21 protein-coding genes and 1 pseudogene are annotated in these 22,406 nt (G+C 72.7%); 9 read left to right on the top strand and 13 right to left on the bottom strand.

Going from position 1 to position 22,406, the window contains the following annotated elements:
- Positions 1-153: 153 nt before the first annotated feature.
- The 3 genes from AC07DO_RS09710 to AC07DO_RS09700 form a co-directional block, all read right to left on the bottom strand.
- A complete protein-coding gene (locus AC07DO_RS09710) occupies positions 154-753 on the bottom strand; it encodes a DUF3105 domain-containing protein (protein WP_479058583.1) in 600 nt (199 codons plus the stop codon).
- 266 nt (positions 754-1,019) lie between these two features.
- A complete protein-coding gene (locus tag AC07DO_RS09705; protein WP_479058189.1) occupies positions 1,020-1,442 on the bottom strand; it encodes a hypothetical protein in 423 nt (140 codons plus the stop codon).
- A 336-nt stretch (positions 1,443-1,778) separates the two neighbouring features.
- Entirely contained in the window at positions 1,779-2,651 is an 873-nt protein-coding gene (locus AC07DO_RS09700) for a class I SAM-dependent methyltransferase (RefSeq protein ID WP_479058187.1), read from the bottom strand.
- A gap of 214 nt (positions 2,652-2,865) precedes the next feature.
- Between AC07DO_RS09700 and AC07DO_RS09695 the strand changes: the two genes are divergently transcribed.
- A complete protein-coding gene (locus AC07DO_RS09695) occupies positions 2,866-3,453 on the top strand; it encodes a TetR/AcrR family transcriptional regulator (protein WP_479058186.1) in 588 nt (195 codons plus the stop codon).
- Between the two features lie 36 nt (positions 3,454-3,489).
- On the opposite strand, the gene AC07DO_RS09690 is transcribed toward AC07DO_RS09695, so the two are convergent.
- Both AC07DO_RS09690 and AC07DO_RS09685 read right to left on the bottom strand, forming a co-directional pair.
- Positions 3,490-4,683 (bottom strand): NAD(P)-binding domain-containing protein, encoded by a 1,194-nt coding sequence (locus tag AC07DO_RS09690; protein WP_479058184.1) that lies wholly within the window; start codon positions 4,681-4,683, stop codon positions 3,490-3,492.
- Positions 4,684-4,839: 156 nt separating this feature from the next.
- Positions 4,840-5,517: a hypothetical protein gene (locus AC07DO_RS09685; RefSeq protein WP_479058183.1), complete on the bottom strand. Its 678-nt coding sequence runs from the start codon at positions 5,515-5,517 to the stop codon at positions 4,840-4,842.
- 127 nt (positions 5,518-5,644) lie between these two features.
- Here AC07DO_RS09685 and AC07DO_RS09680 point away from each other — a divergent pair.
- The 4 genes and pseudogenes from AC07DO_RS09680 to AC07DO_RS09665 all read left to right on the top strand — a co-directional run.
- Positions 5,645-6,019: pseudogene (locus AC07DO_RS09680) on the top strand (serine hydrolase); the annotation flags it as partial.
- A gap of 147 nt (positions 6,020-6,166) precedes the next feature.
- The gene (locus AC07DO_RS09675; RefSeq protein ID WP_479058581.1) at positions 6,167-6,856 is read left to right on the top strand and encodes an ABC transporter permease; all 690 of its coding nucleotides are present in this window, start codon (positions 6,167-6,169) and stop codon (positions 6,854-6,856) included.
- Positions 6,853-7,533: an ABC transporter permease gene (locus tag AC07DO_RS09670; protein WP_479058181.1), complete on the top strand. Its 681-nt coding sequence runs from the start codon at positions 6,853-6,855 to the stop codon at positions 7,531-7,533. Before AC07DO_RS09675 ends, AC07DO_RS09670 begins: the two co-directional genes overlap by 4 nt.
- Positions 7,530-8,471, top strand: a complete 942-nt coding sequence (locus tag AC07DO_RS09665) for an ABC transporter substrate-binding protein (protein ID WP_479058179.1) — start codon at positions 7,530-7,532, stop codon at positions 8,469-8,471. Before AC07DO_RS09670 ends, AC07DO_RS09665 begins: the two co-directional genes overlap by 4 nt.
- Positions 8,472-8,536: 65 nt before the next feature.
- Here the strand turns inward: AC07DO_RS09665 and AC07DO_RS09660 are convergent, their stop codons facing one another.
- The 4 genes from AC07DO_RS09660 to AC07DO_RS09645 are packed head-to-tail and all read right to left on the bottom strand — an operon-like array spanning position 8,537 to position 12,690.
- Positions 8,537-9,700: an ABC transporter ATP-binding protein gene (locus AC07DO_RS09660; RefSeq protein WP_479058178.1), complete on the bottom strand. Its 1,164-nt coding sequence runs from the start codon at positions 9,698-9,700 to the stop codon at positions 8,537-8,539.
- A 22-nt stretch (positions 9,701-9,722) separates the two neighbouring features.
- Positions 9,723-10,370, bottom strand: coding sequence for a LutC/YkgG family protein (locus tag AC07DO_RS09655; protein WP_479058176.1), 648 nt, complete (start codon positions 10,368-10,370; stop codon positions 9,723-9,725).
- A gap of 14 nt (positions 10,371-10,384) precedes the next feature.
- Complete coding sequence (locus tag AC07DO_RS09650) at positions 10,385-11,890, bottom strand: LutB/LldF family L-lactate oxidation iron-sulfur protein (RefSeq protein WP_479058174.1); 1,506 nt, start codon at positions 11,888-11,890, stop codon at positions 10,385-10,387.
- The gene (locus AC07DO_RS09645) at positions 11,887-12,690 is read right to left on the bottom strand and encodes a (Fe-S)-binding protein (RefSeq protein ID WP_479058173.1); all 804 of its coding nucleotides are present in this window, start codon (positions 12,688-12,690) and stop codon (positions 11,887-11,889) included. The genes AC07DO_RS09650 and AC07DO_RS09645 overlap by 4 nt, the downstream gene beginning before the upstream one ends.
- A 120-nt stretch (positions 12,691-12,810) precedes the next feature.
- Here AC07DO_RS09645 and AC07DO_RS09640 point away from each other — a divergent pair, with 120 nt between their 5' ends.
- From AC07DO_RS09640 to AC07DO_RS09630, 3 genes are all read left to right on the top strand, one after another.
- Positions 12,811-14,112, top strand: coding sequence for an alpha/beta fold hydrolase (locus AC07DO_RS09640; RefSeq protein WP_479058171.1), 1,302 nt, complete (start codon positions 12,811-12,813; stop codon positions 14,110-14,112).
- Positions 14,113-14,230: 118 nt separating this feature from the next.
- Positions 14,231-14,944, top strand: coding sequence for a PIG-L deacetylase family protein (locus tag AC07DO_RS09635; protein ID WP_479058170.1), 714 nt, complete (start codon positions 14,231-14,233; stop codon positions 14,942-14,944).
- Between the two features lie 38 nt (positions 14,945-14,982).
- Positions 14,983-15,816: an enoyl-CoA hydratase/isomerase family protein gene (locus AC07DO_RS09630; RefSeq protein WP_479058168.1), complete on the top strand. Its 834-nt coding sequence runs from the start codon at positions 14,983-14,985 to the stop codon at positions 15,814-15,816.
- On the opposite strand, the gene AC07DO_RS09625 is transcribed toward AC07DO_RS09630, so the two are convergent.
- Positions 15,743-16,783: an SDR family oxidoreductase gene (locus tag AC07DO_RS09625; protein ID WP_479058166.1), complete on the bottom strand. Its 1,041-nt coding sequence runs from the start codon at positions 16,781-16,783 to the stop codon at positions 15,743-15,745. The two genes, AC07DO_RS09630 and AC07DO_RS09625, sit on opposite strands and share 74 nt — an antisense overlap.
- 60 nt (positions 16,784-16,843) lie before the next feature.
- Here AC07DO_RS09625 and AC07DO_RS09620 point away from each other — a divergent pair, with 60 nt between their 5' ends.
- Positions 16,844-17,608, top strand: a complete 765-nt coding sequence (locus tag AC07DO_RS09620) for an NAD(P)-binding domain-containing protein (protein WP_479058164.1) — start codon at positions 16,844-16,846, stop codon at positions 17,606-17,608.
- An 8-nt stretch (positions 17,609-17,616) separates the two neighbouring features.
- Here AC07DO_RS09620 and AC07DO_RS09615 read toward each other — a convergent pair whose 3' ends face one another.
- From AC07DO_RS09615 to AC07DO_RS09605, 3 genes are read right to left on the bottom strand one after another with little or no spacing between them, the layout of a single operon-like run.
- Positions 17,617-19,092, bottom strand: coding sequence for an APC family permease (locus AC07DO_RS09615; protein ID WP_479058163.1), 1,476 nt, complete (start codon positions 19,090-19,092; stop codon positions 17,617-17,619).
- Complete coding sequence (locus tag AC07DO_RS09610) at positions 19,089-20,657, bottom strand: GMC family oxidoreductase (protein WP_479058162.1); 1,569 nt, start codon at positions 20,655-20,657, stop codon at positions 19,089-19,091. The genes AC07DO_RS09615 and AC07DO_RS09610 overlap by 4 nt, the downstream gene beginning before the upstream one ends.
- A gap of 42 nt (positions 20,658-20,699) precedes the next feature.
- Positions 20,700-22,166, bottom strand: coding sequence for an aldehyde dehydrogenase family protein (locus tag AC07DO_RS09605; RefSeq protein ID WP_479058161.1), 1,467 nt, complete (start codon positions 22,164-22,166; stop codon positions 20,700-20,702).
- Between the last annotated feature and the right edge of the window lie 240 nt (positions 22,167-22,406).

The raw sequence follows: 22,406 nt of genomic DNA, 5'->3' as shown, positions 1-22,406 counted from the left end.
CAGACGGCGTGCCGCAGCGGGAGCAGGGCCTGTCGAGCGGACTGCTACACACCACCTCACAGTTCGGACCCCCCCCCCCCCCCTCCTCCCCTCCCCCCCCCCCCCCCTCCCTCCCCCCCCCCCCCCCCCCCCCCCCCCCCCCCCCGGACCGGGTCACGCGGAGTCGACCCCTCCGGCGCACGCGGCGCCCGGCTCCGGGGTCTGCGGTCCCTGCACGTACTTGCTGAAGAACTCCCCGACCCGCGGGTCGGCGGCGCTGTCGACGGTCAGCTGGTGACCCCAGGCCGACAGCATGATCGGGCTCCGCTGCTTCTCGACCGGGCTCATGAGGCTGTACGAGGTCTTGGAGACCTTGTCGCCCAGCTTCTTGACGTCGGCGTCGGGGGCGTCGTCGTTGTACGTGACCCAGACGGCGCCGTGTTCCAGGGAGTGCGCGGCGTTCTCGTTCGGTATGGGCTTCTTGTAGACCTTGGCCTCACAGGTCATCCAGGCCTGGCTGTGGTCGCCGCCGACCGGCGGTGTCATCGGGTAGTCGACGGCCTTCTCGACGTGGTTGCGGCCCAGCTTCTTGGCGTCCCACGTCTTCTCGCCCCGCACGGGCTTCTTCGCGGCGGCGGTCTTCTGCTCCTCCTTGTCGTCGGCGCGGTCGACGGCGTACGCGCCGAAGCCGATCAGCGCGGCCACGATCACCGTGCTCACCGAGACGGTGATGATGCGGTTCCGCCGCTCGCGCGCCTGCTCGGCGCGCTGCATCGCCTCGACACGGGCTCTGCGCTCCGCGGCGACCGCCTTCTTGCTCGGCTTGTTGGGATGGTTGGGCCTATCGGGCTTGTTGGAGCTGCCCGGGTTACTGGGCTTGTTCGGTCCGTTCGGTCTGTTCGGCTTGCCGGCCTTGGCCTTGGCCATGGGGGTTCCTTGTCCTCGCCGCAGGGAGCGCGGCGGTGGTGGCGGAGTCTGGGTCGGTGGATGCCGTGTCAGCGGGGCAGGCCGCATGCGCGGGCCGCCCTGCCGGGGTCCGCCTAGGTCCGCTGCACCTGGAGCATGTGGAGGTCGGGAGAGCCGCGGTTCGATGGCTTTTCCGGCGTGAGGCCGGGCGCCGACTGCGCCTGGGGCCAGTGCACTTGCCGGTGGATGTCCGAGAGCGCCGGTCCGGCGGGGGCGGGTGTCGCGCGGACGCCGTGGGCGGAGGGCGCGCAGCAGTGTTCGCCGTCCGGGCAGTCGGAGCCTTCGACGGCTGACACGCGGTGGTCGAAGGGGGCGGAGGACGGTGCATGGGTGACGGCGACGGCGGTGGCGTGCCCCGTACCTTCGTGGCCTCCGTCGGGCGCGACGGGGCCGAGGCACATGAACAACGTGGTGACGAGGGAGAGGAGCGCAGCGGCCGACGCGACGCGGCACCAAGTGTGCCGGGCGGCGCGCCGAATCCACTGCGACTGTCTCATCGCAGCGCATCGTAGCGACCGCCGGTCACGCGGCGAACGCGAGCCCCACGTCGCCCGTTTCGCGTGCACCCCCAACTTGCCGTCCAACTCCGGCTCCCCGCCAAGCTTCCACGGTGCCGTGGGAGGCCTGCCCACCCGGCCGAGTGCGGCACCGCTCCCGACGGCAACCCCGCCCAGGCGAGGTCCACCGCCCCCTCCCGTCGCCTTCAGGGCTCCCTGCCGAGGGGCGAGTGCGCCACCGCCTCCGATATCGGCCTCGGCCCCGACTCTCACCCTGGCCCCGGTGCCGACCCCGGCCTCGACCCCGCTCAGCCCGCGCCTTGGCCTCGTCCCCGCTCAGGCAAGCTCCGTCGTCCCCGTCGGTCCCGTACTCCTCACCGCCGACACCAACAGCGCCACGCTGCGCAGTCGCAGCGCTCCGTCCGTCTCGTGGGGGCGCAGGATGTCCGTCAGGCGAGAGCGGGCCTCGTCGCGGGTCTCGGGGGTGACCTGGCTCGTCAGGTGGCGGCCGGGGCCCGAGTCGAGGAGGAAGGCGGCCGCGTCGGCTGCGTTCCTGCCCCACGTCCCGTACGTTTCGGCCCGCCGTGCCTCGACGCGCTCGAATCCCGCGGCCGACAGCACCTCGGAGGTCCTGTCGGTGTCCGCGAGGGAGAACATGCCGGGGCCTCCGGGTGCGCCGAAGCCGCCGAGGGGGAGCAGGTCGTCCAGTGCGGCGAAGGCCTGGAGCCACTCGTTGTCCTCGGGGTACGCGCCGCAGATGAACGCCGCGCGTCCGCCGGGGCGCAGCGCGCGGGCGATGTTGCCGAAACCGGCCACGGGGTCGGCGAAGAACAGAACGCCGTAGCGGCTGATCGCGACGTCGTACGCGGCCGGGACGAAGGGGTGGACCTGGGCGTCGCCCTGCGTGAAGGAGACGTTGTCCAGGCCCTCTTGGCGGGCTGCCCGGCGCGCTCCCGCCAGCATCGGCGCCGACAGGTCGAGGCCCAGCGCGTGACCGCCGTGCGCGCGGCGGGCGGCCAGCCTGGTCGTCTGCCCGGCGCCGCAGCCGATGTCCAGGACGTGGTCGTCGGCGTCGACCGAAGCGGCGTCCAGGAGAGGGGTGTTGAAGCCCGCGTTCACCCCGTCCCAGCGGTCCTGGTTGCGGGCCCAGTGCTCGCCCTCGTAACCGTTCCATGCCTGTGCCTGCTCGGTGTTGATGATGCTCTGCACTCCGTGCCCCCTGATGCATGGCGATATGGGCACACCGTTAGAATGGGCGCCCGCCCAAACAGTATGGGCGGGCGCCCATTCTGGCAACGGGGCGGCGGGGGCGCCGGGTTGTTCCGGTGTGTTCACGCCGTGGTGTGGCCGTGCCTTGCCGTGGTGTGGCCGTGCTGTGCCGTGGCGTGGTCGTGCCGAGGAGCGTCGTGTCGAGGAGGAAGTCATGTCACCGCGCGGAGTCGCGATCCCCGATCTTCGTGAGCGGCTGTTCTGCGCCGCGGAGCGGATCGTCGCCCGCGAGGGCGCCGCGGCCCTCACCAGCCGCTCCGTCACGAGCGAGGCGGGCTGCGCCAAAGGCATACTGCACACGCATTTCGGGGGCGTGGACGCCTTCGTCGCCGAGCTCGTGCTCGACCGGTTCGCGCGCACCGCGGCCCGCGCCCGGGAACTGCCCGCCCGCGCGGGTCAGGACACCGTCGCGGCGAACCTGACCGGCCTCGCGCTGGGGCTCCTCGACTCCCTCGACCCGAGGGTCGTCGGCCTGGCCCTGACGAGCAACGCCACCTCCCAGCGGATCCGCGAGGCCCTGGCGGAGGGGGCACCGGGCTTCTGCGCCGTCCAGAGCGCGCTCACCGCCTACCTCGACGCCGAACTGCGGCTCGGCCGTGTCGCCGACGGCACCGACACCGCCACGACGGCGCTCGCCCTCGTCGGAACCGTCCACCACCTCCTGATGACGGGTGGCTGGGCCGGCGCGCCCGACCCGCGCGAACAGGCCGAGCGGCTGGTCGCCCTGCTCCTGTCGAGGTGAGCGCGCGGCGGCCCCGGGCCGCGTCGCGGCGCGCGCTCACTCGTCGCAGCACGCCGCCACGGACTTCGTGAGCCGAGGTCCCGCGAACCGTGTGCCGCTGACCAGCCGCATCGCGGGGCCGTACGTCGCCACCGCGGACGGCCCGGTGAAGTACAGGCCCGGCACGCTGGAGGAGAACCCCTTGTCCAGTACGGGGAACCCGCCGACGCGTATCAGGTCCGCGCGCAGCTCGGGGGAGAGGAACTCCAGGGACTCCAACTGGACGCGGTAGCCCGTCGCGGCCAGGACGTGCTCGGACTCGACGGTCTGGGTACGTCCGTCGGGCGTCGTCGTCCGCAGGGTGATCCCCCCGCCGTACGTCTCCGCTCCCGTGATCTCCCGCCCCGCGAGGACGGGCACTCTGCCCTCGAACCGCTCCCTGAGCCACCACGCCCCGCCAGGCCGCAACGCCCGCTCGGCGAGTTGGAGCCGGGCGGCAGCGGGCAGCCGTCGGAACGCGGCGGGCCGGCGCGTGAGGCCGTACATGGTCCAGGAGCGGCCCGCCGGAGTGTCGGGGCGCCACTGCGGCCCCGACGGCGGCGCGTCGAACCGGATCCGTGAACCGCGCGCCACCACCTGCACCTCCGCGCCCGCCTCATGGAGCAGCGCGGCACTCTCCAGTGCGGACTGACCGGCTCCTACGACGGTCACGCTGCGCCCCGCGAAGCTGCTCGGGTCGGTCTGCTGGGAGCTGTGCGAGATCAGGCCGAGGGCGGCGGGCCCGCCGGACGCCGCCGCCGCGAGGGGCGCGGGCAGATGCGCGAACCCGGTGAGTCCGGTGGCCACGACGACGGCTCCGGCCCTGAGCACCTCGCCCGACGACAGCTTCACCCGGAAGCCGTCCGCGCCCCGGTCGACCGCGGCCACCCGCTCGTCCTCGACACGGGGTACCAGCCGCTCCCGGAACCACCTCCCGTACCGCAGGAACAGGCCGACGGGCACCTGGTCGTGGTCACCGAGCCTGCGCTCTCCCGCGTCGCGGCAGTAGTCGTTGAGCGTGAACCCCTCGCGCGGGGTCGCCAGTTCGGTGGCGGCGGGCGGCGTCCGCAGGAGCATGCCCGCGGGCATGCGCCGGGCCCAGCTCGCCACGGGGGCGCCGAAGATCCGTACGGGCATGCCGCGTGCCCTGAGGTGTGCGGCGGCGGACAGGCCGTACGGGCCCGCGCCGATGACGACGACGGTCTTGGACATGGTGGTCCCTCCTGGCGCCGCAGCACACGCGCGCGGTGTCGTCGTACGGACACGCCTCGGGGCGGCGCCGAAAAGCGCAGCGGAATGTGCGGAATCGGCAGGCCGGAGCCGCTCCCGTCCGCGTCGGCCGGCACGGTGGACGTGCCGTGGTCCGGGTCAGACGGTGAGCGGCGGGCGGGCCGGAGGGCCCCGCCGTACCAGCGCGTCCGCGAGGAGGAGGGGGGCGGGGAGCGCACGGGCGGGACGCGCCGGACGGTGCGGTGCCGCCGGGGGCGGTGGCGTGAGGGCCCGGGGTGCGCGGAACGGGCGCAGCAGTCGCGCCAGGAAGGCCCAGAGGAGGCGCAGTGTCCGGGGGAGGGAGCCGCCGCCGAGTGGGTTCGCCGGGCGGGACGCGGGGGTCGGCCCGGGCGTGCCGGTGCTTGAGCCCCACCTCCCGCGGGTGCTTGAGCCCCACCTTTCGTGGATGTCTGAGCTCCACCTCCCGTGGATGCCTGAACCCCACCTCCCGCGGGCTGCGGCCCACCGGCTGCGGCGGACGTCGTCCTGCGGCAGGGCGAGGCGGAGCGACATCGCGGCGTGGAACAGAACCGCGGCGGCGACCGTCCGCGCGTCCCACGCGGGCACGGGCCCGAGCATGGACCCGAACACGAGATGGTGCGCGGCGACGGCGAAGAGGGTGCCCGCGAGGGAGAGGGTGACGGACCGCGACGCCGGACGTCCGGTCGTCGCTCCCTGCCGCACGGCAGAGACCGACCACGCCGACACCCCCGGCGGCGCGGTGGTCCTGCGACCGTCGCGCGGCCGGGAGCGAAGCGTCGGTCCCGAAGTCTCCATGACACACCCATCATGGTGCGTCAGCTCGCGACTGTCACCCGGGGTGGCTCGGCCACAGTCCCGGGGCCGCCATGAACACGACCCGAACGGGCGGGAGTTGGCGGCCCGCCCGACCCCCCGCGTACCGCTACCGCGGCTGCGAGCGCTCGGCCCCGCCCGCAGCAACCGCAGCACCCCGCGCGACATAGTCCGCCTCCTCGCCGCGGTCCGGCGGGACGAGGCCTGCGCCCCCGAGCACGGCCCCGCGCTGCGCCGCCTCCTCGGCCTCCAGGTCTGGCCGCACCGGATGGCGTCGGGCTTCCCCTACGACGACGTCCACGTCGCGGGCAAGACCGGCGGTCTCCCCACGCTCCGCGACGAGGTCGGCGTCGTCGCATACCTCGACGGCGGCCGCTAAGCCGTCGCCGTCTTCACCCGCGCCGCGGGCACCGCGGCGATCCTCCCCGCGGCCGACGCGGTCATCGGCGCCACCGCCCGCATCGCGGTCGACGCGCTGCGGGCGCAGGCGAGGAGGGCGGCACGGGGAGCGACCGACCGAGACCGCGCCTTTCGCCCTGCCCCGAGCACGTGCTCGGGGCAGGGTGCCACCTCGACCCGTACGGGTCACCAGAACGCGCCGTCCCCCGGCACCTGCGCCTTGAATGAACGGGTGACAGCGCCTCCCGACGACTGCCTCGCGCGCAACGAGTGGATCTGCGGTGAGTATCTGAGCACCCGCCGCCAGATCCTGCTCGACGCGGTCGTGCAGCACCTGCAACTGACGTCGCTCTCCGTCCTGATCGCGCTCGTCGTCGCGGTGCCGCTTGCCGTGCTCGCCCGTCGCTGGGCCCTCGCCGCGGGACCGGTCCTCGCGCTCACCACCGTCCTGTACACGATCCCCTCACTCGCGATGTTCTCGCTGCTGCTCCCGGTGTACGGCCTCTCCGCCTCGCTCGTTGTCGCGGGCCTCGTCCTCTACTCGCTCACCCTGCTCGTGCGGAACATCCTCGCCGGGCTGCGCGCCGTACCGGAGGACACCCGGCAGGCCGCCCGCGGCATGGGCTACGGCCCGATCCGCCTCCTGCTCACGGTCGAACTCCCGCTCGCGCTGCCCGCGGCCATGGCCGGACTGCGCATCGCCACGGTCTCCGCCGTCTCCCTCGTCACCATCGGCGCGATCGTCGGCTTCGGCGGGCTCGGCAACCTCATCTACACCGGCATGAACACCTACTTCAAAGCGCAGGTGCTCACCGCGTCCGTGCTCTGCGTCGTCATCGCCGTCGCCGCCGACCTGCTGCTGCTCGGCGTGCAACGCGTCCTCACCCCCTGGGAACGAGCGACGAGAGCGGTACGCCCATGAAGACACTCGGCGACGCCTGGTCGTGGCTCACCGACTCGGCGCACTGGGCCGGCGACGACGGCATCTGGCACCGGCTCACCCAGCATCTCGTCCTCACCGTCGTCTGCCTCCTGCTCAGCTGCCTCATCGCCCTGCCCGTCGCGCTCGTCCTCGGCCACCTCGGCAAGGGCGGCGCGCTCGCCGTGAACATCTCCAACGTCGGCCGCGCCGTCCCCACCTTCGCCGTCCTGGTCCTGCTGCTCCTCACCCCGCTCGGCACGTGGGGCGAGGGGCCGACGGTCGTCGCGCTCGTCCTGTTCGCCGTACCGCCGCTGCTCACCAACGCGTACGTCGGCATGCGCGGCGTCGACCGCAGCGTCGTCCAGGCGGCGCGCGGCATGGGAATGACAGGACGCCAGATGCTGTGGCGCGTCGAACTGCCGCTCGCCCTTCCGCTGGTGCTCAGCGGCGTCCGCATCGCCGCGGTGCAGCTCGTCGCCACCGCCACCATCGCCGCGCTCGCGGGCGGCGGCGGACTCGGCCGGATCATCACGGCGGGCTTCAACCTGGCGAGCACCCCGCAGGTCGTGGCCGGCGCCATCCTCGTCGCCGTGTTCGCGCTGCTCGTCGAGGGCGCCTTCGAGGTGGCCGAACGGTTCGCGCCCGGGTGGGCGCGGGTCCGGGGGAAGGCCGGATGAGGCGGCGTACAGGGCTCGCAGGCGCCACCGTCCTCCTGCTCCTCGGCGGCTGCGCCACCGGCCCCTCCCTGGAGACCAGGGGCGAGGTCACCGCGCCTCCGGGCGACAGCAAGAGCCTCGTCGTCGGCTCCGCGGGCTTCACCGAATCCGACCTGCTCGCCCAGATGTACACGCTGCTCCTGAACAAGGCGGGCTACCGCACGCGCATCCTGTCCGTCGCCAACCGCGAGCTGTACGAACCCGCCCTGGAGTCCGGCCAGATCGACGTCGTCCCCGAGTACGCGGCGACCTTCGCCGACTGGCTCAACGCCAAGGAGAACGGCGCCGACGCACAGCCCGTCGGATCGCCCGACCTCGACGCGACCATGAAGGCCCTGCGCCGCCTCGCCGCCCCGCGCGGCCTCACCGTCCTCGACCCCGGCAGGGCCGTCGACCAGAACGCCTTCGCCGTCGCCGCCTCCTACGCCGAGCAGCACAAGCTCAAGACCCTCAGCGACCTCGGCCGAGCGGGCCTGAAGGTACGGCTCGCCGCGGGCGACGAATGCGTACAGCGCCCCTACTGCGCCCCGGGTCTGAAGAAGGTGTACGGCATCGACATCACCGGGGTCGATCCCAAGGGCGTCGGCACGACCCAGGCCAAGAAGGCCGTCCAGGGCGGCCAGGACCAGATGGTGCTCACCACCTCCACGGACGCGACCCTCGACGACTTCGGTCTGGTGCTCCTCGAGGACGACAAGAACCTGCAGAACGCCGACTACCTCGTGCCCGTCGTCAACCGCGCCCGGGCGGGCAGCGAGGGCGTCGCGGCCGCGCTGGGGCGCCTTGGTTCCGTGCTCACGACGGAGGACCTGGCGTCGATGAACGAACAGGTCGACAGCTGGCGGCGGTTGCCGCAGGACGTGGCGCTGGCCTACCTGCGGGACAAGGGGTTGCTCTGACCGGTCTTCACCTGCCGGTCGGACGTGGCTCGTCGCGCAGTTCCCCGCGCCCCTTAAGGGGCGCTCTAAGCGTCTGACACCGAGTCGAACCACACCTCGGTCCGCTGGATGCCCTGCGCGTCCGCGTCCACCGAGCGGCGCAGCGCCTCGTGCAGCTTCGCCGGAGTCAGCACGCCGAGGAAGCGCGCCCCGTCGAGCACCGCGACCCACCCCGCGTCGTGCTGCAACATCACACCGAAGGCCTGCTTGAGCGGGGCGCCGACCGGTACCCAGGACTTCATGCGGTGCGCCAGGTCGCCGACCGTGCCGCCGGTGCCGGCCAGCGCCAGCTCGTCGAGGCCCACCCAGCCGTGCAGATCGCCGTCCGTGTCCAGCACCACGGCCCACCGCGCCTCCTCCTCGCGCAGCCGGGCCGCGGCCTGCGCGGCGGGCTCGTCGAGCCGGGCGAGCGGCGGCTCCTCCAGGTCGTCGGTCTGGATCTCGGTGACGGAGAGCCGCTTCAGCCCGCGGTCGGCGCCCACGAACTCGGCGACGTACGGCGTCCGGGGCGCCCCGAGCACCGCCCCCGGCGTGTCGAACTGCTCGATGCGCCCCTGCCCGTACACCGCGATCCGGTCGCCGAGCCGGACGGCCTCCTCGATGTCGTGCGTGACCAGGAGCACCGTCTTGCGGACCGCGGCCTGCATCCGCAGGAACTCGTCCTGCAGCTGCTCGCGCACCACCGGGTCGACGGCGCCGAACGGTTCGTCCATGAGCAGCACGGGCGGGTCGGCGGCGAGCGCCCTGGCCACGCCGACGCGCTGGCGCTGGCCGCCGGAGAGCTGTTCGGGGTACCGGGAGCCGTACGTCTTCGGGTCCAGGCCCACCAGCTCGAGGAGCTCAGCCGCCCGCGCCCGCGCCTTCGCCTTCTTCCAGCCCACCAGGGCGGGGACGGTCGCCGTGTTGTCGAGGATCGTGCGGTGCGGGAAGAGGCCGACCTGCTGGATGACGTAGCCGATCCGGCGGCGCAGGCGCACCGGGTCGACGTGGGCGATGTTCTCGCCGTTCACGTAGATGCGGCCCGACGTCGGTTCGATGAGCCGGTTCACCATCATCATCGTGGTGGTCTTGCCGCAGCCCGAGGGGCCGACGAGCGTGACCAGTTCACCCTCGGCGACCTCGAAGGAGAGATCGTCCACGGCCGTCGTGCCGTCCGGATAGCGTTTGGTCACCTGCTCGAACCGGATCATGCCCTCACGCTAGCCGCGCCCGTCACTCACCGCTCATCAGCACCACCTCCAGGGTGCGCGGCCCGTGCACTCCCTCGACCCGGTCCAGCTCGATGTCGCTGGTCGCGGAGGGCCCCGAGATCCAGGTCAGCGGCCGCGCCGGAGCGAGCCGTTCGAGGGCCTGCGGGACCGAGGCGACGACCTGGCCGGGCACCCGGACGACACAGACGTGGTGGTCCGGCACCAGGGTGATGCGGCGCCGTCCCTGGTCCGGGGAGCCGTCGAGCACGATCGTGCCGGTCTCGGCGATCGCGAGGGCGCACCCCGTGATGACGCTGTCGACCCGGTCAAGCTCGTGCGGCGTGCTCACCGCCCGGTCGTGGATCCGCACCGGGTCGGCGGCCGCCAGCCAGTGCGGCGGCAGCTGCGGCGGCACCAGCACGGTCTCGGAGCCGCGCTCCGCGTACAGGCGCATCAGCAGGTCCGACACCTCGTCCTCCGTGCAGCGGTGCACGATCGCGCGGTAGTCGGCGAGGTTCTCCGCGAGCAGGTCCACGGTCTCCTCGACGGTCCGCCCGCCGTGCTCGCGCGCGTAATCGCGCTCCACCGCCTCCTCGTACGCGAGGTCGTCGGCCGGCACGTCGGCGAGCGCCCGCCGCACCCGCCCCAGGACCCGGTCCCTGCCGCTCACGCCACGCACCCCGCTCACCGGCCGTTCCCTTCGGTCGTACGGCCGCTGCCGCCGCTGCCGCCGTGCGTGCGCCGCCACCAGTCGCGGAACGGCTCCACCGGAACCTCCGGCAGATCCCGGGTCGCGCTCCAGGCCCTGCCGGGACCGGGGAGCGTGCGCGGATGGAGCCGGCGGGTGCGCGACGCCAGACGCTGACCCGCCCGGAGCGCACCCGGCCGGGCGAACGCCAGCCCCGCCGCCCGCATCGCCGCCCGCTCCGCCGCATGCCCCTTCGCAGGCCTCAGCGTCACCCTGTTGCCGCCCCGCGTCGCCTCGCCGCCCTGCACGACGCGCTCCCGAAGGTGCACGAGGACCTCGGGGATGTCGATGGCCACCGGGCACACCTCGTAGCAGGCCCCGCAGAGCGAGGAGGCGTACGGCAACGAGGCGTCGATCTCGCTCCCGGTCCCCCGGAGCTGAGGGCTGAGGATCGCGCCGATCGGCCCCGGGTACACCGAGCCGTACGCGTGCCCGCCCGCCCGCTCGTACACCGGGCAGACGTTGAGACACGCCGAGCAGCGGATGCAGCGCAGCGCCTGACGCCCCACCTCGTCGGCGAGGGTGTCGGTGCGGCCGTTGTCCAGCAGGACGAGGTGGAAGGTGCCCGGGCCGTCCTGGTCGGCCGTGCCGGTCCACATCGACGTGTACGGGTTCATGCGCTCGGCGGTCGAGGAGCGGGGGAGCGTCTGCAGGAACACCTCGAGGTCGCGCCAGCCCGGCACGACCTTCTCGATGCCGACGACGGAGATCAGCGTCTCGGGGAGCGTGAGGCACATCCGGCCGTTGCCCTCCGACTCCACGACGACCAGCGTGCCGGTCTCGGCGACCATGAAGTTCGCCCCGGAGATCCCCACCTTGGCGCGCAGGAACTTCTCCCGCAGATGCAGCCGCGCCGCCTCGGCCAGCTCGGCGGGGGTGTCGGTCAGCCCGTCCGGCGCCGGCCGGCCCCAGTCGGCCATCTCCGTGCGGAAGATGTCACGGATCTCGCCGCGGTTGCGGTGGATGGCGGGCACCAGGATGTGCGAGGGGCGGTCGCGGCCGAGCTGCACGATGAGTTCGGCGAGGTCGGTCTCGTAGGCACGGATGCCCTGCGCCTCCAGGGCTTCGTTGAGGCCGATCTCCTGCGTGGCCATCGACTTGACCTTGACGACCTCCGTCTCGCCGGTGGCCCTGACCAGGTCGGCGACGATGCGGTTCGCTTCCTCGGCGTCGGCCGCCCAGTGCACGGTGCCGCCCGCCCGCTCGACGGACTCCTCCAACTGCACGAGGTAGCGGTCGAGATGGCGCAGCGTGTGGTCCTTGATGCGCTTTCCCGCCTCGCGCAGCCGGTCCCAGTCGGACAGCTCGGCGACGGCGCGGGCACGCTTGTCGCGGATCGTGTGGGTGGCATGACGCAGGTTGGCGCGCAGCGTGGTGTTCCCGACCGCCTCCCGCGCGGCCGCGGGGAACGCGGGCATGCCGACGAACGTGCCGCCGCTCATGACAAGGCCTCCTTCTCCGTGCGGGCCGGCCCGTGCTCCGCCCGGGCGGCGTCCTCTTCCGTGCTCGCCAGGATCTCCGCGATGTGCACGGGACGCACGGCCGTGCGCAGCCGGGCCATCGTGCCGCCGATGTGCATCAGGCAGGAGTTGTCCGCCGCGCACAGCACCTCGGCCCCCGTCGACTCGGCGTTCCGCACCTTGTCGGCGCCCATGGCCGCCGAGACGTCGGCGTTCTTCACGGCGAAGGTGCCGCCGAAACCGCAGCACTCCTCGGCGCCGGGCAGCTCGACCAGCTCAAGGCCCTTCACCGCCCCGAGGAGCCGGGTGGGCCGGTCGGCGAGGCCCAGCGCCCGCAGGCCGTGACAGGTCGGGTGGTACGTCACCGTGTGCGGGTAGTACGCGCCCACATCAATAACACCGAGGACGTCCACCAGGAACTCCGTGAGTTCGTACGTCTTCGGGACCACCGGTGCGACGGCCCGCGCCAGGCTGCCGCCCCGGCCCTCCGCACGGGCCCGCTCACCCATGCGCGGGTACAGTTCCCGCACCATCGCCCCGCACGACCCCGACGGCGTCACGACCGCGTCGTACGCGTCCGAACCGAAGACATCGGAGAAATGCCGGGCCAGCGGCTCCGCCTGATGGCGGTAACCGGTGTTGTAGTGCGCCTGCCCGCAACAGGTCTGCGCCATCGGGAAGTCGACGTCAACTCCCAGCCTGGTCAGCAATTTCACCACGGCCCGGCCCGTATCCGGATACAGCGTGTCGTTGACGCAGGTCAGGAACAGAGCGACACGCATCGCGGGCTCCTCCTAGTCGGTCATCGGATGGATGCAGCGTACCCGGCAGCCCTCCGGCCCGACGTGTGTGCTGGACTGGCCCTACGTAGACAGTGATCCGCCGCCTCGCCAGGAGCCCCAGTGACCCTCTCGTACCGTCAGCCTGGAGTCGTACTCACCGACCGCCGCTTCAGCGTGCCGCTCGACCACAACGACCCGGCGGGGGAGCGGATCGAGATCTTCGCGCGCGAAGCGGTCTCGGCGTCGCGCGGCGGCGCGGACCGTCCGTGGCTGGTCTACCTCCAGGGCGGCCCGGGCTTCGGGGCAACCCGCTTCAACGGCGCGGAGTCCTGGCTCGACCGCGCCCTCCAGGACTACCGCGTCCTCCTCGTCGACCAGCGCGGCACCGGCAGCTCCACGCCCGCCAACCGCCAGACGCTCCCGCTGCGCGGCGGCCCCCGCGAACAGGCCGACTACCTCGCCCACTTCCGCGCCGACTCCATCGTCCGCGACTGCGAGACGATCCGCCCCGAGGTGACGGGCGGCGCCCCCTGGACCGTCCTCGGGCAGAGCTTCGGCGGCTTCTGCGCCACCCACTACCTGGCGTCGGCGCCCGAAGGCCTCACCGCCGCACTGATCACCGGCGGCCTGCCCACCCTCGACGGCCACGCCGACGACGTCTACCGCGCGGCCTACCCGCGCATGGAGCGCAAGAGCGCCGCGCACTACGCCCGCTACCCCCAGGACGTCGAGCGCGCCCGCCGCATCGCCGCCCGCCTCGCCGAGCACGAGACCGTTCTGGAAGGCGGTTACCAGCTGACCGTCCCTGCCTTCCAGTCCCTCGGCATGCTGCTGGGGACGGGCGACGGCAGCCACCGTCTGCACTACCTCCTGGAGGACGCCTTCGTGCCGACCCCCGCGGGGCCCGCGCTCTCCGACGCCTTCCTGGAGAACATGCGGACGGCTCTCTCGTACGCGGGCAACCCGCTCTTCGCGGTCCTGCACGAGGCGATCTACGGCCAGGGCGGGCGGCCCACCGCCTGGTCGGCCGAGCGGATGCGTGGCGAATTCCCGCAGTTCGACCCGGAGAAGACCCTGGCGGGCGGCGCCCCGCTGCTGTTCACCGGAGAGGCCGTGCAGCGCTGGATGTTCGACAGCGACCCGGCGCTGCGCCCCCTCCGCGAGACCGCCGACCTCCTCGCCGAGCGCACCGACTGGCCGCGCCTGTACGACACCGAGCGCCTCGCCGCGAACGAGGTGCCGGTGGCCGCGGCGATCTACCACGACGACCTGTACGTCGACACGGAGCACGCCCTGCGCACCGCCCGCACCATCCGGGGCCTGCGCACCTGGGTCACCGACGAGTTCGAGCACGACGGGCTGCGCGTGAGCGGACCGCGCGTACTCGACCGGCTGCTCGCGCTCGTGCACGGCGAGGCGTAACGGAGCCCGCCCCGCCCCGCCCCGGCCCGACGCCCGGCCCGTTGTCTGACCCCGCGGATAGGCTGGTAACCATGACCGAGCCGCAGAGTTCAGCCGCCCCTGCCGACCAGCTCACCCCATGCCCGAGGACTGGCGGCGCGCGCTCGCCGTCGTCGCCCACCCGGACGACCTGGAGTACGGGTGCGCGGCCGCCATCGCCGGCTGGACCGACGGCGGCCGGGAGGTCGCGTACCTCTTGGCCACCCGTGGCGAGGCCGGCATCGACACCATCGACCCGGCCACCTGCGGCCCGCTGCGCGAGCGGGAGCAGCGCGCGAGCGCGGCCGTCGTCGGCGTCGACACCGTGGAGTTCCTCGACCACAAGGACGGAGTCGTCGAGTACGGCACGGCGCTGCGCCGCGACATCGCCGCCGCGATCCGCAGGCACCGCCCCGAGCTGGTCATCACGCTCAACCACCGCGACACCTGGGGCGGCGTCGCCTGGAACACCCCCGACCACGTGGCCGTCGGCCGCGCCACGCTGGACGCGGCGGCGGACGCGGGCAACCGCTGGATCTTCCCGGAGCTGATCGAGGAGCAGGGCCTGGAACCGTGGAACGGTGTGCGGTGGGTCGCCGTCGCCGGTTCCTCGACACCCACGCACGCCGTGGACGCCTCGGCGGGCCTGGAGCGCTCGGTCGCCTCGCTCCTCGAACACCGCACATACATCGAGGCGTTGACGGACGACGACCCCGAGAAGTACTGCCGTACGTTCCTGACGGGCAACGCGCGGTCCCTGGCGCCGCGGTTCGGCGGCAAGCCCGCGGTGGCGTTCGAGGTCTTCGGTCGTTGAGTCTTCAGTCGTCGAGTCGATGCGCGTAACCTGCGCGCGTGATCGACACCATCGGCACGGACATCCCGGCGGGCGAGGAGAGGCTGCGCCTCGACGTCGAGGACGGGCTGGGCATCCTCACCCTCTGCCGACCGCGCAAGCTCAACGCGTGGAGCTGGGAATCCACCCGCCAACTCGGCCTGTTCGCCGACCGGATCCGTTTCGACGGGTCCATCAGGGCGGTGCTGCTGCGCGCCGAGGGCCGGGCGTTCTGCGCGGGCATCGACATCACGGCGCCGGGCGGCGCGATCACCGGCCGCTCCGGCGCCGAGCGCACCCGTGACTACTACGAGGGGCTGCGCTGGGCCCATGAGCGCTTCCGTGCCTTCGCGCGGCTTCCGCAGCCGGTCGTCGCGGCCGTCCAGGGGTACTGCCTGGGCTTCGGCTTCGAACTGGCGCTCATGGCTGATGTGCGGATCGCGGCGGACGACGCGGTCTTCGCGCTGCCCGAGGCGGCCATCGGCGTCGCCGTGGACGCGGGCGGTGACCTGCGGATCGCCCGCGAGGCCGGCGCGGGATGGGCGAAGCTGCTCGCCCTCACCGGGCGCCGGATCGACGCGCCGACGGCAGAACGCCTGCGCCTTCTCCAACAGGTCGTGCCCGTCGAGGAGTTGAGCGATGCGGCGCGGGCCGTGGCGGCCGAGATCGCGGCGAACGCGCCGCTCGCCGTGCAGGGCATCAAGCGGGGCATCGACGCGTACGCCGACGCGGGGATGGCGGAAGCCCTCGACCGCGTCGCGATGAACGCGGCGATCACGCTCACGTCGGAGGACTGCCGGGAGGGGTACGGGGCGAAGGCGGCGGGCCGGCCGGCGGCGTTCGAGGGGAAGTAGCGGCCGCGGTACCGGCCTCGGTGGCGCCCACGTCGGAGGTCTGCCGACCGGGAGCCGCGCCGCCGTCGAACGCCGCCCTCCCCATCTGCTCCCGCACCGTCACCACCCGCGGACTGACCAGCCCCCTGCGCTGCCAGTTCGCGCCGTCGACCACGAGCGTGTGCCCCGTGACGAAGCGCGCGTACGGGGAGGCCAGAAACGTGGCGGCCCAGCCCAGTTCACGGGGCAGGCCGACGCGGAGGGCGGGTTGGCGGCCGGCCGGTGCCCCGGCGGGGTCCAGGTTGCCGCGGATGTCGGCGGTCATGTCGTCGTGCGGCATCAGCCCCGGCACCAGGCCGTTGACCTGGATGCCGTACGGCCCCCACTCCACGGCGAGGGTCTCCACCAGGCTCTTCACGCCCGCCTTGGCCGCCGCGCTGTGCGCGAACCCGGGACCGCCCGTCCACGCGTAGGAAGCCCCGATGTCGATGACCGAGCCAGGGGTGCCCGCGGCCAGGTGACGGCGGCCGAACTCGCGCGTCATCAGGAACGTGCCGGTGAGCGTGGTGTCCACGACCGCGCGCCAGGCGCCCGGCGACATGTCCTCGGCGGGCACGGGGAAGTTGGCGGCGGCGTTGTTCACCAGGACCCCCGGCAGCCCGTACGCCTCCTGCGCCGCGTCGAAGACCTCGGCCACCCGATCGGCGTCCCGGATGTCGCAGACCGCCGAGGTCACGCGCCCGCCCAGCGCGGCCAGTTCGTCCCGAGCCGCCCTGAGCCGGTCCTCCTTGCGGCTCGCGATCACCAGGTCGGCGCCGAGCCGCGCGAACTCGGCGGCGACGGCCTTGCCGAGCCCCGTCCCGCCACCCGTGACGAGGACGACCGTCCCGTCGTACGTGCCCGGTGGCAGTGCGGTCGCGCCGAGCGGGGGAGGCGGAGGCAGTCCGGGCGGCCCGCCGACCCCGCCCTGCGTGTCGTGGTTCGTCATGCGCGCATGGATACTCCGTGCGGGGCAAAACCTCCATCGACACGACAGGGGAGAACAGTGGTGAACCGCATCGGGATCATCGGGGTGGGCGAGATCGGCCGGGCCATGGTCGACGGCTTGTGCGACGGCGCCCAGGAACCGCCGGAGATCCACCTCTCGCCACGAGGGGCCCGCACGGCCGCCGAGCTGTCCCGCCGGTATCCGAACGTACGGGTGTGCGCGGACAACCAGGAGGTCGCCGACCGCGCCGAGTTGGTGATCCTCGCCGTCCGCCCCCAGGACCGCACCGAGGCACTCGAAGGAATCCGGGTCGCGGGTGACAAGGTCGTGCTCAGCGTCCTGGCGGGCGTCGGCGTCGACGAGGTGCGCGACCTGTTCGGCACCGCCGCCCCCGTGGTGCGCGCCATCCCGTTGCCCGCCGTGCGCGAGCGCCGGTCCGTGACCGTGACCTTTCCGTCCCATCCGGTCGTCGACGCCTTCTTCGACGGGCTCGGCGGCGCGCTGCCGGTCGCCGATGAGGCGGCATTCGCCGTGTTCTCCACGCTGACGGGCACGCTGAGCTCCCACTACGCGTACCTGGCGACCCTCACCGAATGGGCCGCTCGGCAGGGCATTCCCGCCCAGGAGGCCGACCGTTACGTCCGCAGTCTCTTCCAGGGCGTGGGACGGGCCCTTGGCGACGAGTCGCGCTCGCCGGAGCAGTTGGCGGGTGACCACGAGACACCCGGCGGAAGCAACGAGCGCATCCGCACCACCTGGTTCGACGCGGGCAACGCCGAGTCCCTCACCAAGGCACTCGACGCGCTCCTCGTCCACCTCCGATAGTCACGCGGTCACGCGGTGTCCGCCTCGTCGGGCACCGCGTTGTCCGCCGGGGCGTCGCTGCGTCCGTAGTGGCGCGTCGTGAACATGTACACCAGGCCCGCGGCCACCACGACGCCGCCGCTCAGCAGCACGATCCAGTTGTCGTACCAGGGCGCCTCGGGCGTGCGGGGCCAGGCGATGTTGACGATGGCGAAGATCCCGTACGCGAGCGCCCCGAAGTTGACCAACAGGCCCCACCGTCCCAGCCGGTACTCACCGCTCGGCTTCCACCCCTTCAGGCGGGCCCGCAGGGCGGCGAGGACGACCATCTGGAAGGACGCGTAGATGCCGAGGATCGCGAAGGACACGATCTTCGTCAGGGCGTCCTCCGAGATGAGCGACCCGACGGCGATCAGCGCGGGCACGACCGCCGCGATGAGCAGCGCGTACGGCGGGACGGCGCGCGCCGCCGAGAACTTCCGCAGCAGCCGGTGGCCGATGATCATCTCGTCGCGGGCGTACGAGTAGATCAGCCGCCCGGCAGCGGCCTGCAAGCTGATCGTGCAGGACAGGAAGGAGATGAGGACGACGGCCATGACCGTACGCGCGCCCGCCTCGCCCAGGGCGTCGAAGAGGACCCTGACCACCGGGTCCGGGTCCTTCCCCGAGATCACGGCGCGGTAGTCGACCACGGCGAGGAGCAGCGTCAGACAGGTGAACGTCGCCGCCGCCCCGCCGACGTAGATGGTGCGGCGCATCGCCTTCGGGATGACCTTGCCGGGGTGCTTGACCTCCTCGGCGACGTCTCCGCAGGCCTCGAAGCCGTAGTACTGGTAGAAGCCGATGATCGCGGCGCCGAGGAAGACGGGCAGGTAGGAGCCGTCACCGGCCGCGCCGTAGTCGTCGAAGAGGACGCCGAGGCCGTGGAAGCGGTGCGTGGTCAGCAGGATGATGCCGACGACGAGCGCGCCGAGCAGCTCCGCACTGAACCCGATGAGTGCCGCCCACGAAAGCGCCTTCGTCCCCGCGTAGTTGATGAGCACGGAGATCACGATCAGCGCGATCGTGCACAGCACCGTGGTGTGCACCGTCGGACGGAAGCCGAGCAGGATCGCGATGTAGGGTCCCGCGCCGTACGCGACGCTCGTGATGGTGACGAGCAGCGCCCACATGTAGACCCAGCCGGTCATCCACGCCCAGCGCACACCCCACAGCCGCCGCGCCCACGGGTAGACGCCGCCCGCGACCGGGTACTGCGCGACGACCTCGCCGAAGACCAGCGCGACGAGGAACTGCCCGCACCCCGCCATGACGAACGCCCAGATCATCGGCGGGCCGCCGTCGGCGAGGGCCGTGCCGAAGAGGGTGTACGTGCTCACCACGGGGGAGAGGTAGGTGAAGCCGAGGGCGAAGTTCGCCCACGGTCCCATCTCCTTGCGGAACTCGGACTTCGCTTCCCCGGGGGCCGCGTCCGCGGTGCCGTCCGGGGTGCCTGGAGCGGTCACTGGCCGGCCCCTTCCGTTCCCGAGGCCCCGGGGGCGGGCCTGGCCATGATGAGGTCCGCGGCGCGTTCGGCGGCGAGGAGCACCGTGACCATCGGGTTGATGGTCGGCATGGTCGGGAAGATGGACGCGTCCACGATGCGCAGCCCGTCGTGTCCGCGCAGCCGCAGCTGCGGGTCGACGACGGCCATCGGGTCGTCCTCGGCGCCCATCCGGCAGGTCCCCGCCGGGTGATAGACGGTGTGCGCGGCCCGCCGACCGTACTCCGACAGGTCCGCGTCCGACTGCACGTCCGGGCCCGGGGCGACCTCGCGCAGCAACCAGTCGCTGAGCGGGGCCGTCGCGGCGACCTCGCGCGCGATGCGCAGACCGTCGACGATCGTGCGCTCGTCGTGCCCCTCCGGATCCGTGAAGTAGCGGAAGTCCAGGGCCGGTTTGACGCTCGGGTCGGCGCTGCGCAGCCACATGCGGCCGATGGAGCGGGCCCGCGGCACGTTCGGCGTCATGCAGACCCCGTGCTCGGGAACGGGATAGCCGAGACGTTCCGTATTGACGGTGAACGGCACTTGGTAGAAGTGGAACATCAGGTCGGGGCGCGGCCCGCCCGCCGCGTCGCGGCGCAGGAAGAGCCCCGCGTCGGAGTCCATGGCCGAGTTGGGCGGCAGCGGCCCGCTCGTCTCCCACACCATCACCGACTCGGGGTGGTCGAGGAGGTTCTCCCCGATCCCCGGCAGATCCGCGCGGACCTCGATGCCGAGGTCGCGCAGCTGGTCGGCGGGGCCGATCCCGGAGAGCATCAGGAGCCGGGGCGTGTCGATGGCGCCGGCGCAGAGCAGGACCTCCGCCTCGGCCTCCAGCGTCGACACCGAGCCGTCGGGGTTGCGGACCTGCACGCGGGTGAAGCGGCCCTCCTCGTCGCGCAGCAGCCGGTACGCCCACGTCTCCAGACGGAGCGTCAGGTTCGGGCGGTCCATGATGGGGTGCAGATACGCGACCGACGCGGACGAGCGGTTGTTGGTCTGCGGGTCGTACGCGAGGGAGAAGAAACCGGCGCCGTCGGTGAACGGGCGGGCGTTGAAGTCCTCGACGACCGGGACGCCGAGCCGGCTGGTCGCCGCCGTCACGAAGTCCTGGGCGATCGGGTTACGGTCGGCGGCGCCGACGGGCACGATCGTGTTCTGCAGCCGCTGCCGGTACGGCAGGATCGTCTCCGGCCCCCAGCCGTCGCAGCCGCTCGCCACCCACTCGTCGAGGTCCTGCGGGAACGGCAGGAAACTGATCAGGGTGTTGTGCGACGAACAGCCGCCCAGCACACGGGCCCGGGAGTGCAGGATGTGGGAGTTGCCGCGCGGCTGCTCCTCGGTGGTGTAGCCGTAGTCGAACTCACCGCCGAGCAGGTTGATCCAGTTGCGGAGCTTCAGGATCCGGTCGTCGCCGACGTCGCTGGGCCCGCCCTCCACCACACAGACCCGGGACGCCGGGTCCTCGCTCAGCCGGGCGGCCAGTACGGAGCCCGCCGTACCGCCGCCGATGATCAGGTAGTCGTAAGTCGTGGTTTCGTCGGCCATGCCGCCGCCTTCCCTGTCGTCCGTGTGGAGCTCTGAGTCCGTTCAGCCCTTGAACCAGCCGGAGGGGCCCGGCCTGAGGTTCTGGTAGATGTGCTTGGCCTCCTGGTACTCGCGCAGGCCCGTCGGCCCGAGCTCCCGGCCGAAACCGGAACGGCCGAAGCCGCCCCACTCCGCCTGCGGGACGTAGGGGTGGAAGTCGTTGATCCAGACCGTGCCGTGCCGCAGCCGGGCCGCGACGCGCTGGGCGCGGCTCGCGTCGTTCGTCCAGATGCCGCCCGCCAGGCCGTAGCGCGTGTCGTTGGCCAGCTCCACGGCCTCGTCCTCGGAGCGGAAGCGCTCCACGGTGACGACCGGGCCGAAGACCTCCTCCTGCACGATGCGCATGGAGCGGTCGCAGTCGGCGTAGATCGTGGGCAGCAGGAAGAAGCCGCGCGACAGCTCGGGGTCGTCGGGCCGACGGCCGCCGCACACCAGCCGGGCTCCCTCCTCGCGGGCGACCTCCAGATAGCCCTCGACCTTCTCCCGGTGCTCCGCGGAGCTCAGCGGACCGCTCTCGGTCTCCGGGTCGAGGCCGTTGCCCAGCCGGATGGCCTGTGCACGGGCGGCGAGGCGCTCAACGAACCGGTCGTGCAGGGAGTCCTCCACGAGCAGCCGGGAGCCCGCCGAGCAGACCTGACCCGAGTGCAGGAACGATGCTTCCAGCGCGTGGTCGACGGCGGTCTCGAAGTTGCAGTCGGCGAAGACCACGTTGGGATTCTTGCCGCCGAGCTCCAGGGCCAGGTTCTTCACACCCGGCGCGCACGCCTCCATGATCCGGCGCCCGGTGGCCAGACCGCCGGTGAAGGAGACCAGGTCCACCTCGGGGTGCGCGGACATGGCCGCGCCGACGGTGCTGCCCGGGCCGAGCACCAGGTTCGCGACTCCGGCGGGAGCGCCCGCCTCGGCGATCAGCCGGATCATGTGGATGGTGGAGAGCGGCGTGGTCTCACTGGGCTTGAGGACGAAGGTGTTGCCCGCGACCAGAGCGGGCGCGACCTTCCAGGAGGCCTGGAGCAGCGGGTAGTTCCACGGCGCGATCAGGGCGCAGACCCCGATGGGGTGGTACGTGACGCGGCTGAGCACGTCCGGGCCGACATCCACGACCCGGCCGCCGTCCTTGTCGGCGATCTCCGCGAAGTAGCGGAACGCGTTCGAGACGTCCTCGACGTCGATCCGGGCCTCGGCGAGCGTCTTGCCCGTGTCGAGCGACTCGACGTGGGCGATCTCCTCCTGGTCCCGCAGCAGGAACCGCGACACCTTCAGGAGCACGTCGGCCCGCTCCCGGGTGGGCGCCGCCGACCAGTCGCCGCGGTCGAAGGCGCGGCGCGCCGCCCGCACGGCGAGGTCGACGTCCGCCTCTGAGGCGTCGTCGACCTGCTGCACGACGGACGCGTCGAACGGATTGATCACGTCCCGCCGCGCCCCTTCGACGGCCCCCGTCCACTCCCCGTCGACGAACAGTTCCGGCATCGTGCGCTCCCTCGCTCTGGTCCCTGTCCGGTGCCGGAGTCACCACCGGCACGCACACCGGCACCCAACATCGTCCGAGCGGCGCGCACCGGCCGTGGGGACGCACCGACGGGGTAAGGGTTGGGCGCAGATGTGACCTGGTTGGGCTAGGGAGCGGAGGGGAGACCCCACCCGTCCGGCGAGGCGAGACGCCGTGCGGCTGGCGAGGTGAGAGGCCGTGTGTCCGGCGAGGTGAGAGGC

This window comes from Streptomyces sp. NPDC045678 (genome assembly GCF_056432085.1).
Note: the sequence above shows the minus strand (reverse complement) of the source record. Positions and strands in the feature narration are given on the sequence as shown.